Origin of the sequence: Phycicoccus elongatus Lp2, from assembly GCF_000367525.1 — a bacterium.
Classification (GTDB): domain Bacteria; phylum Actinomycetota; class Actinomycetes; order Actinomycetales; family Dermatophilaceae; genus Phycicoccus_A; species Phycicoccus_A elongatus.
Map to the genome: position 1 here is coordinate 486,025 of NZ_HF570956.1, position 9,434 is coordinate 495,458.

The 9,434-nt window shown below is 69.8% G+C and carries 10 protein-coding genes; 5 read left to right on the forward strand and 5 right to left on the reverse strand.

Features of this window, described 5'->3' with window-relative positions; genetic code table 11:
• A partial coding sequence (locus BN10_RS02325) for a biotin/lipoyl-containing protein (protein WP_040750772.1) occupies positions 1-603 on the reverse strand: 603 nt, incomplete at its 3' end.
• A 59-nt stretch (positions 604-662) separates the two neighbouring features.
• Positions 663-2,051: a dihydrolipoyl dehydrogenase gene (lpdA, locus tag BN10_RS02330; protein WP_010849544.1), complete on the reverse strand. Its 1,389-nt coding sequence runs from the start codon at positions 2,049-2,051 to the stop codon at positions 663-665.
• Positions 2,052-2,198: 147 nt separating this feature from the next.
• On the opposite strand from lpdA, the gene BN10_RS02335 reads away from it, so the two are divergent.
• Positions 2,199-2,387 (forward strand): DUF5302 domain-containing protein, encoded by a 189-nt coding sequence (locus tag BN10_RS02335; RefSeq protein ID WP_010849545.1) that lies wholly within the window; start codon positions 2,199-2,201, stop codon positions 2,385-2,387.
• Between the two features lie 56 nt (positions 2,388-2,443).
• Here the strand turns inward: BN10_RS02335 and BN10_RS02340 are convergent, their stop codons facing one another.
• Positions 2,444-3,919: a leucyl aminopeptidase gene (locus BN10_RS02340; protein ID WP_010849546.1), complete on the reverse strand. Its 1,476-nt coding sequence runs from the start codon at positions 3,917-3,919 to the stop codon at positions 2,444-2,446.
• A 72-nt stretch (positions 3,920-3,991) separates the two neighbouring features.
• Between BN10_RS02340 and gcvT the strand changes: the two genes are divergently transcribed.
• Positions 3,992-5,095 (forward strand): glycine cleavage system aminomethyltransferase GcvT, encoded by a 1,104-nt coding sequence (gene gcvT, locus BN10_RS02345; RefSeq protein WP_010849547.1) that lies wholly within the window; start codon positions 3,992-3,994, stop codon positions 5,093-5,095.
• 33 nt (positions 5,096-5,128) lie between these two features.
• Positions 5,129-5,365, forward strand: a complete 237-nt coding sequence (locus BN10_RS02350; protein ID WP_010849548.1) for a hypothetical protein — start codon at positions 5,129-5,131, stop codon at positions 5,363-5,365.
• 1 nt (position 5,366) lies between these two features.
• Here the strand turns inward: BN10_RS02350 and BN10_RS02355 are convergent, their stop codons facing one another.
• Positions 5,367-5,942: a DUF3043 domain-containing protein gene (locus tag BN10_RS02355; protein WP_010849549.1), complete on the reverse strand. Its 576-nt coding sequence runs from the start codon at positions 5,940-5,942 to the stop codon at positions 5,367-5,369.
• 58 nt (positions 5,943-6,000) lie between these two features.
• Between BN10_RS02355 and BN10_RS02360 the strand changes: the two genes are divergently transcribed.
• Positions 6,001-7,380: a dipeptidase gene (locus BN10_RS02360; protein WP_010849550.1), complete on the forward strand. Its 1,380-nt coding sequence runs from the start codon at positions 6,001-6,003 to the stop codon at positions 7,378-7,380.
• Positions 7,381-7,556: 176 nt separating this feature from the next.
• Here BN10_RS02360 and nadA read toward each other — a convergent pair whose 3' ends face one another.
• On the reverse strand, positions 7,557-8,744 hold the full coding sequence (gene nadA, locus BN10_RS02365; RefSeq protein ID WP_010849551.1) for a quinolinate synthase NadA: 1,188 nt from the start codon (positions 8,742-8,744) through the stop codon (positions 7,557-7,559).
• 145 nt (positions 8,745-8,889) lie between these two features.
• Between nadA and BN10_RS02370 the strand changes: the two genes are divergently transcribed.
• Positions 8,890-9,434, forward strand: a 545-nt coding sequence (locus tag BN10_RS02370) for a glycerate kinase (RefSeq protein WP_040750783.1), incomplete at its 3' end; no start/stop codon positions are given.

Sequence of the window (9,434 nt, forward strand, 5' to 3'; positions counted from 1 at the left end):
GACCTTGTCGGTCGAGACCTCAAGGAGTGGCTCGTCGACGGCGACATCGTCGCCCTCGGCCTTGAGCCACCGTGTGATGGTGCCCTCGGTGACCGACTCGCCGAGCGCGGGCATCGTCACCGTCGTGCCCCCGCTGACCTCGCCGCCGCCGGAGCCGGTGTCGGCCGTTGCCTGCTGCGGGGGAGCCGCCTCGGTCGAGGGCTGGGCCGGTTCCTGGCCGCACTGGTCCCCGGCCGGCGCGACCTCGTTCGCGTCCTGGGCGTCGTCGATCGCGTCGCCGTCACCGCTCTGGCCCGAGTTGTCCGCCGGTGCTTCGGCGGGCTCCTCCTGGGCCGCGGGAGCCTGCTCCTGGTCGCCGCCACCGGAACCGTCACCGATGACCGCGAGATCGGCACCGACTGGGACCGTGTCGTCCTCCTGAACCAAGATCTCCTCGAGCACCCCCGCCACCGGCGAGGGGATCTCGGTGTCGACCTTGTCGGTCGAGACCTCGAGGAGTGGCTCATCGACCTCGACGCGCTCGCCCACAGCCTTGAGCCAGCGGGTGACGGTCCCTTCGGTGACGGACTCTCCCAGGGCGGGCATGGTCACGCGTTCAGACATGTGCTCGGTTCTCCTTCGTAGGTGACGGCGGTCACCATGCTAGTTGTCGGCCGGTCGGTCTAGGCATGGGCATGGAGCGGCTTTCCGGCGAGCGCCAGATGAGCCTCGCCCAGGGCTTCGTTCTGGGTCGGGTGGGCATGGATCAGGCTGGCGACATCCTCGGGGTGAGCCTCCCACGAGACGATGAGTTGTGCCTCGCCGATCTGCTCCCCGACCCTGGCCCCGATCATGTGGATTCCGACGACGGGACCATCGGTGCGTCGCACCAGCCGCACGAAGCCCTGGGTGCCCAGGATCTGGCTCTTGCCGTTGCCGCCGAGGTTGTAGTCATAGGTCTGCACCTCGTCGCCGTATGCCGCGCGCGCGCGCTCCTCGGTCAGCCCCACCGACGCGATCTCCGGATCGCAGTAGGTGACCTTCGGAATGAGGGTGTCGTCCACCGGTGTCGGTGAGAGGCCGGCGATCTGCTCGGCAACGAAGATGCCGTGCGCGAAGCCTCGATGGGCCAACTGGAGGCCGGGGACGAGGTCGCCCACGGCATACACGTTCTCGACATTGGTGCGCAGCCGCTCGTCGGTGGGGACGAACCCGCGATCCACGACGATGCCGGCCTGCTCGTAGCCCAGACCCTCGCTCACCGGACCGCGCCCGACGGCCACGAGCAGCAGGTCGGCCTCGATGGTCGTGCCGTCCTCGAGGGTGACTGAGACGCCGTCCTCGCCCTGGGTGGCCCCGCTGAAGCGAGCGCCGGTGCGGACGGTGATCTTGCGCTTGCGGAAGGCCCGGGTGAGTTGGGCGCTGATGCTGGGTTCCTCCGCGGGGACGAGTCGGTCGAGGGCCTCGACGACGGTGACCTGGGCACCGAAGGAGGCGAAGACGGACGCGAACTCGACGCCGATCACGCCTCCGCCGAGCACCACGACGCGCTCGGGCAACTCGGTCAGGCCGAGCGCCTGGTCGGACGTCACGATGCGGCCGCTGATCTCGAGGCCGGGAAGGGATCGAGGCTGGGATCCCGTGGCCAGGACCAGGTGGCGGCCCGTCAGGATTCGGTCCCCGACTGCCACGGTCTGAGCGTCGACGAGCCGACCGCCGCCTTCGACATAGGTGATCGCGGCCGAGGCGACCAGTCCCTGCAGTCCCTTGTGGAGGCGGCCGACGACACCTTGTTGGTAGGACAGGACCTTGTCGAGGTCGATGCCCTCGAGGACGGCGTTGACGCCGATCGACGCTGCATGGCGGGTCTCGTCGGCGACCTCCGCGGCGTGCAGCAGGGCCTTGGTGGGGATGCAGCCGCGGTGCAGGCACGTCCCACCCAACTTGTCACGCTCGACGAGGGCGACGGACAGGCCGAGTTGGGCAGCCCGCAGCGCGCACGCGTAGCCGCCGCTGCCACCGCCCAGGATGACCAGGTCGTAGGTGTCGGGGGCATCGGCGGTGGCCGGCATGCGTCTCCTCAGGGCAATCGGGGTGTGCCTGCATCTTGTCATCGAATGTCGGTGGGACGGGCGGGGAAAGCGGTGGACGACCCCGCGGCATACGTGAAAGGTTGGGGACCACGCGAGACCGCCGGCGCGGCGGGAGAGGAGGACCGCATGAGTGGCACCAGCGGGCACACCCCGGCCAGTGACGACGTCAAGCGCAAGTTCCGCGAGGCGCTGGAGAAGAAGCACGCCCACGGGGGAGCAGATGTCTCCCGAGGTGGGGACGGGGGCAAGGTCGACCAGGCCCACGGTCCCGAGACGAGCGCGCGCCAGCAACAGTTCCGCCGCAAGTCGGGCTGAGGCACCAGCGAACCACGGGTCGGGTCGGACGCGCGTCCGCCCCGACCCGTGGTCGTTCAGGCGTACTGCTCGATGAGGGCGACGAGGGAGGCGACGCCGTAGCCCGTGCCGCCCTTGGGTGCCATGCCGAGCGGGCCGCCCTCGTTGAACGACGGGCCGGCGATGTCGATGTGGGCCCACGGAGTGCCCTCGGGCACGAAGGTCGACAGGAAGAGACCGGCGGTCAGCATGCCGCCCCAACGATCGGCCTTGTGGGCGATGTCCGCGGTCTGCGACTCCAGGCCCTTGCGGAGGCTTTCGGGCAGTGGCATCGGCCATGACGGCTCGCCCGCAGTGGCTCCGGCGAGCACGACCCGGTCGCGGAAGGAGTCGTCGTTGGCCATGACACCGGCGACGAGATTGCCCAGGGCGACCATCTGGGCACCGGTCAGGGTCGCGATGTCGATGATCGCGTCCGGCTTCTTCTCGGCAGCCAGGCACAGGCCGTCGCCGAGCACCATGCGACCCTCGGCGTCGGTGTCGATGATCTCGACGGTCGACCTGTTGCGCATGGTCACGACGTCACTGGGGCGTTGGGCCGTGCCGCTCGGCATGTTCTCGGCCAGGCAGAGGTAGCCGGTCACGGCCACGGGAAGATCGAGCTCGGCGGCGGCCATGACCGCAGCGGCCACGGCGGCGGCACCGGCCATGTCCGACTTCATGGTCAGCATGCCGGCCGACGGTTTGATGCAGAGGCCACCGGAGTCGAAGGTGATCCCCTTGCCGACCAGCGCGATCGACGCCTTGGCCTTGGCCGGCTTCCACGACATCGTGACGATGCGGGGCGGGTTGGCCGATCCCTGTCCGACACCGACGATGCCACCGAAACCGCCCTTGGCCAGAGCCTTCTCGTCGAGTGAGGTGACGGTGACCTTGGCAGGGCTGGCCTTGGCGCGGTCCTTGGCGGCGGCCTCGAAGGACGCCGGGTAGAGGACGTTGGGCGGAGTGTTGACCAGGTCGCGCGTCCAGTCACGGGCGCGGCCGATGACCTCGGCGCGAGCCACCGCGTCCTTGACGCCCTTGCCCGCCCCGAGCGTCGAGACCACGGTGATCTTCTGCACGGCCGTGGTGTCGGCCTTGGCGCCGATCTTGGCGAAGCAATAGCCGCCGCCAGCGGCTCCGTCGGCGGCCGCGGCCAGTGCCGTCAGGTCCGCCGTGGGCAGGGCGAGCACGACGTGCTTCTTGCTGCGCAATGCCCTGACGGCATCTGCCGCGGCGGCGCGCAGCGCTTCGCCGGTGACCTCCTTGCCGAGCCCGGTGACCGTGACACTCCTCGCCTTGACACCGGGCACCGACGCAAAGCGACCGACCTCACCGGCCGAGCCCTTGGCGTCGAGGTCGGCGAGCATCGCCTCCAGGTGCACGGCCGCGGTCGACGGTAGACCATGCCCCGGGGCCAGGAGGGCCCCGTCCTTGCCCTCGATCGATGCCACGACGACGGAGTCCGCCGCGATGTCGGCCGGCGTGCGGGTGGTGACGGTCAGTGTCGGCACGGGTGTGTGCTCCTTGGTCCGGGGATGCCTGTCCGGGCACTCTAGCGAGCAGGACCGCGATAGGTTCGGGACATGGCGACGCAACTGACCTCCCCGATCCATGACCGACACGTCGCGCTCGGCGCGAAGATGGCCGACTTCGGCGGGTGGGACATGCCGATCGAGTATCCCGGGGGTGGGGTCGTCGCCGAGCACACCGCCGTCCGTGAGCGGGTCGGCATCTTCGACGTCTCGCACCTGGGCAAGGCTCGCGTCTCGGGCCCGGGCGCCAAGGACTTCGTCAACTCCTGCCTCACCAACGACCTGGGCCGGATCGCGCCGGGCAAGGCGCAATACACGATGTGCTGCACCGAAACCGGTGGGGTCGTCGACGACCTGATTCAGTACCTGCGGGGCGATGACGACGTCTTCCTCATCCCCAATGCGGCCAACACGACCAAGGTCGTGGAGTTGCTCACGGCCGCCGCGCCGGAGGGCATCACCGTCGAGAACCTCCACCGCGACTACGGCGTCATCGCCGTCCAGGGCACGAAATCCGACGAGGTGCTCGAGGCCCTGGGCCTGCCGGTCGACCATGAGTACATGTCGTTCGTCGAGGTCGACTGGGAAGGCCTGCCGGTCATCGTCTGTCGCACGGGGTACACGGGCGAACGTGGCTACGAGATCGTCCCGGCCTGGGATGTCACGGGCTCGGTGTGGGACGCGCTCCTGGCCGAGGTCCGCGCGCAAGGGGGTATGCCGTGTGGTCTCGGTGCGCGCGACACCCTGCGGACCGAGATGGGTTACCCACTGCATGGCAATGACCTGTCGCTCGACATCACACCCGTCATGGCCGGCGCGGCCTGGGCGGTCGGCTGGGACAAGGAGTCCTTCTGGGGGAAGGAATCGCTCGCTGCCGAGCGCGCTGCCAAGAACACACGCCTGACCCGTGGCCTGCTCGTCACCGGTCGCGGCATCCCGCGCAGCCACTGCGAGGTCAAGGACGCCGACGGCAACGTCATCGGCGAGGTCACGTCCGGCACCTTCAGCCCCACCCTGAAGCAGGGCATCGCGCTCGCCCTCTGCGACCGCTCGGTCAGCTTGGGTGACGAGGTCGTGATCGACGTACGCGGCCGCGCGATCCCGGCGACCGTGACCAAGCCGCCCTTCGTCGAGGTCGGCGTCCGCGCGAACTGAACCCCGCGGCATACCGAGCGAGCAGGAGCGACGATGAGTGAGAAGTGGACCTGGAACTTCCTCGACGCCGACGGCGGCGAGGTCGACGGAGAGTCGACGACGGGGACCGAGTTCCCCACGCAGTCCGATGCCGAGAGTTGGCTGGGGGAGACCTGGCCCGACCTCTTCGGCGAGGGCGTCAAGGCCGTGACCCTCAAGCGGGACGGAGCAGAGGTCTACGGTCCGATGAGCCTCGAACCGCCGGCGAGCGGCTCCGGCGGCTCCTGGTAGGTCAGCTCGGGTAGGCGCCGCGCGCGACCTGCGGGCGTGGCATCCGCGTGCGGCGCATCTGGAAGACGCGCAAGGCGGCATACATGCCACCGCCGGCCGGGGAACTGCCGAACTTCGCGATGATCAGTTTCTTGAGGCGGCGCCACATGATGACGCAGTCCAGGACGGCGAAGATGATCAGGCCGTAGACGAGGACGAAGACGATCGTCATCGCCCAACTCTGCCGGATGAAGGAGAGCGCGAGCACCACGAGCATCACCGGCAGCATGAATTCGCCCAGGCTCCATCGCGCGTCGACATAGTCGCGGATGTAGCGCTTCTCCGGGCCCTTGTCGCGGACCGGGAGGTAACGGTCGTCGCCGGTCACCATGGCCTGTCGCTGGCGAGCGAAGGCCTCCTGGCGCTTGGCCTTGTCGACCCCGCGTGCCTTCTTGCGGTCGGTCACCACCAACGGCTGCTTGCGGGCGGCCTCCTGGTCGCGCCGCTTGGGCGTGGGGCGGTTCTTGGCACCCTCACGCTCGGGGTGGAGCGCCTTGTCGGCCAGCTCCTCGTTGGTGGTCTTCTTCCGTCCGAACACCAGCAGAGTGTATGCCGCGCACTCCCGTCGCCCGGTGCGCCGCCCTAGGGTGGGGCGGGTGAGCGACACCCCCACCACCGACATCCTGTCCGCCGACACCGTCGACGCCCTCCGCGCCAGAGTGCACGACCTCATGCCACGGGTGCGTGTCGACCTCGAGGCACTGGCTCGGATCCCGAGTGTGTCCCTGGACGCCTTCGACCAGGCCCAGGTCGAGGCCTCGGCCGAGGCGACGGCGGCCTTGCTCGAGGCGGAGGGGCTGACGGTCGAGATCGTGCGGGAGGGGGGTCGACCGGCCGTCATCGCCCACATCGACGGGCCCGAGGGAGCCCCGACCGTCATGCTCTATGCCCACCACGACGTGCAGCCGCCCGGCGACGACGCCCTCTGGGACAGCCCACCCTTCGAGCCGACCGAACGCGATGGTCGCCTCTACGGCCGGGGCGCGGCCGACGACAAGGCCGGGATCATGGCCCATCTGGCGGCGCTGCGGGCGCACACGGGGAAGCTGCCCGTCGGGGTCACGGTCTTCGTCGAGGGTGAGGAGGAGATCGGGTCCGACTCGCTGCCCACGATCCTCGAACGGCATGGCGAGAAGCTGCGCGCCGACGCGATCGTGCTCGCGGACTCGACCAACTGGGCCATCGGTGAGCCGGCGCTCACGACGACCCTGCGCGGCATGATCCGTGTCGTGGTCACGGTGACCACCCTCGACCACGGGATCCACTCGGGCATGTTCGGGGGTCCGGTGCCGGACGCGATCACGGCCTTGGTGCGCCTGTTGGCGACCATGCACGACGACACCGGCAATGTCGCGGTGGTCGGCCTCAAGGAGGGTGTGGCCGCCGACCTCGACTACGAAGAGGCGCGACTGCGTGCCGAGTCCGGCCTGCTCGACGGTGTCGACCTGATCGGCTCCGGGTCGATCCTGTCGCGGACCTGGACCAAGCCGTCGATCACGACCATCGGCATCGACGCCCCCACCGTGGCGACATCCTCGAACACGCTGGTCCCGACGGCGAGCGCGAAGATCTCGATGCGGCTGGCCCCGGACGAGTTCGACCTCGACGGCTTCGAGGCGCTCAAGAAGCACCTGCTCGACCATGCCCCGTGGGGAGCGCGGGTCGAGGTCCACCTCGACGATCGGGGCAACGGCTTCGTGGCGCACGCCCAGGGGCCGGTCTATGACCAGGCGCGCGCGGCCTTCGCCGATGCCTGGGGTGTGCAGCCGGTCGACATCGGCGTCGGCGGGTCGATCCCGTTCGTGGCGGCCTTTGCCGAGAAGTTCCCGCAGGCGGCCATCCTCGTCACCGGCGTCGAGGACCCGGACGCGCGAGCCCATGGCGCCAACGAGTCGTTGCACCTGGGGGAGTTCGAGAAGGTCTGCGTCGCCGAGGCCGTGCTGCTGGCGCGGCTGGGGGCGTTGCCGCGGGGCTGAGCCCTAACCTCGCTGCACTTTCTCCCTCCAGCCCTCCCTGCCTCTCTCCACCGGTCCCTCTGTCCCTTCACCCCGCCCCCGTCACACGTCGAGAGGGAGCAAATCGCGGGCGGGTGGTGCGCCCGCCCGACTGATGGACACCCGCGGGGGAGGACAGGGGGCGGGGGAGGGGCCGCCTAGTCCTTGTGGGTCTCGCCCGGCAGCGCAAGCATCTGGTCCAGGGCGATCCGCGCGTGGTGCGCGACGTCGGGGTCAACACGGATCGGGTTGACGACCCGACCCTCGACGAGCGACTCCAGCGCCCAGACGAGGTGGGGCAGGTCGATGCGGTTCATCGTCGAGCAGTAGCAGACATTTTTCTCCAGGAAGCTGATCTGCTGCTCGGGGAACTGCTGACCGAGTCGGCGCACGAGGTTGAGTTCGGTGCCGACCACCCATTTGGTGCCTGCGGGTGCGGCGGCGATGGTCTTGATGATCTTCTCGGTGGATCCGACCTCGTCGGCGAGCTCGACGACCTCGTGGCGGCACTCTGGGTGGACGATCACCTTGACGCCCGGGATATCCCGGCGGGCCGCCTCGACCGCCTCCACCGAGAAGCGCCCGTGCACCGAGCAGTGCCCGCGCCACAGGATCATCGTCGCTGCGTCGAGTTGCTCGGGGGTCAGCCCGCCCATCGGCTTGTGCGGGTCCCAGACGACACAGTCCTCCAGCGGTCCTCCGAGGTCACGGGCATAGGTGTTGCGGCCAAGGTGCTGGTCGGGCAGGAAGAGCACCTTGCCTCCGTCACCGGCCTTGTCCAACGCCCAGGTCAACGCGGTCCTGGCGTTGGAGGACGTGCAGATGGTGCCCCCGTGGCGGCCGGTGAAGGCCTTGATCGCGGCGGAGGAGTTCATGTAGGTCACGGGCACGACCCGGTCGGCGATCCCGGCCTCGACCAGGTCGTCCCAGCAGTCCTCGACCTGGTCGATCGCGGCCATGTCGGCCATCGAGCAGCCGGCGGCGAGGTCGGGCAGGATCACTGTCTGGTCGTCGCTGGTGAGGATGTCGGCCGATTCGGCCATGAAGTGGACCCCGCAGAAGACGATCCACGGTGCATCGGGCCGGGCTGCTGCCTCCTTGGCGAGCTTGAAGGAGTCGCCCGTCGTGTCGGCGAACTCGATGACCTCGTCGCGTTGGTAGTGGTGGCCGAGCACGAAGACCCGATCACCCAGGGCCGCCTTGGCCGCCCGCGCGCGCTCGACCAGTTCCGGGTCGGAGGCCGGGGGGAGGTCGCCGGGACACTCGACCCCACGCTCGGTGTGCAGGTCGGTGCCCTGGCCCAGGACGAGCAGGGGGAGCTTGGGGCGGCTGGCCGTGTCGGTCACGCTCCGATCTTCACACAATCGCGTATGCCGCGGCGTCGGCCCCTCACCCTCTCGTTGCGTCCGGCGAGTGGACGGCATGCCAACCGGGTTGCCGGACGCAAGGGGCTCACCCTCGCCGATGGCGCCACAGTGCAAGACTGGCCGCGTGCGCGTCCTCATCGCCCCGGACTGCTTCACCGGGACCCTCACGGCCGAGCAGGCGGCGCGAGCCATCGCGGAAGGCTGGCATCGGTCCGCACCGGATGACCACATCGACCGCCTGCCCCTCAGCGACGGCGGGCCCGGTTTCGTCGATGTCCTCCACGATGCCCGGGGTGGCGACCTGGTCGTCGTGCCGGTCTCGGACCCGCTGGGTCGCGAGGTGCCCGCGAGCCTGCTGGTGCGCGACGAGGAAGGTGCGCGCACGGCATACGTGGAGGCGGCGCAAGCCTGTGGGCTGCACCTGCTCGGGGCCGACGAACGGGACCCCCGGCTGACGTCGACCTTCGGGGTCGGACAACTCATCGACGCGGCGCTCGCGGCCGGGGCCACGCGGATCGTCGTGGGGCTCGGCGGCAGCGGCACGAACGACGCCGGCGCCGGCCTGCTCGCCGCGCTGGGTGCGGGCGACCCGCGCGCCCTTGCACGAGGCGGCGGAGCCCTCGGAGCGCTCGGCGATGACGCCGTGCCCGGGTTGGCGGCAACCCGCGA